Below are 373 nucleotides of genomic sequence, written 5' to 3'. Positions count from 1 at the left end.
TGCGTGACAGGCAGGCATGTTAACCACTACACCACGGGACCATTGGTTGCGGGGACAGGATTTGAACCTGCGACCTTCGGGTTATGAGCCCGACGAGCTACCGTACTGCTCCACCCCGCGATGATATAAATAGCTTGGCGACGTCCTACTCTCACAGGGACAAGGTCCCAACTACCATCGGCGCTAGAGAGCTTAACTTCCGTGTTCGGTATGGGAACGGGTGTGACCTCTCTGCCATCGTCACCAAACTATTGAAGGCATATTCCTTCAAAACTAGATAACATTGCTACATATTATATGGTTAAGTCCTCGATCTATTAGTATTCGTCAGCTCCACATGTCACCATGCTTCCACCTCGAACCTATCAACCTG

Annotated in this window: 1 tRNA gene and 1 rRNA gene; both read right to left on the bottom strand. The window is 50.1% G+C overall.

What is annotated here, in order from left to right:
- Window positions 1-43: 43 nt before the first annotated feature.
- Window positions 44-120, bottom strand: a tRNA-Met gene (locus tag Q3V31_RS30810).
- 12 nt (window positions 121-132) lie between these two features.
- Window positions 133-248 (bottom strand): 5S ribosomal RNA (rrf, locus tag Q3V31_RS30805).
- Between the last annotated feature and the right edge of the window lie 125 nt (window positions 249-373).

Origin of the sequence: Bacillus nitratireducens, assembly GCF_036320425.1 — a bacterium.
Lineage (GTDB): Bacteria > Bacillota > Bacilli > Bacillales > Bacillaceae_G > Bacillus_A > Bacillus_A nitratireducens.
Note: the sequence above shows the minus strand (reverse complement) of the source record. Positions and strands in the feature narration are given on the sequence as shown.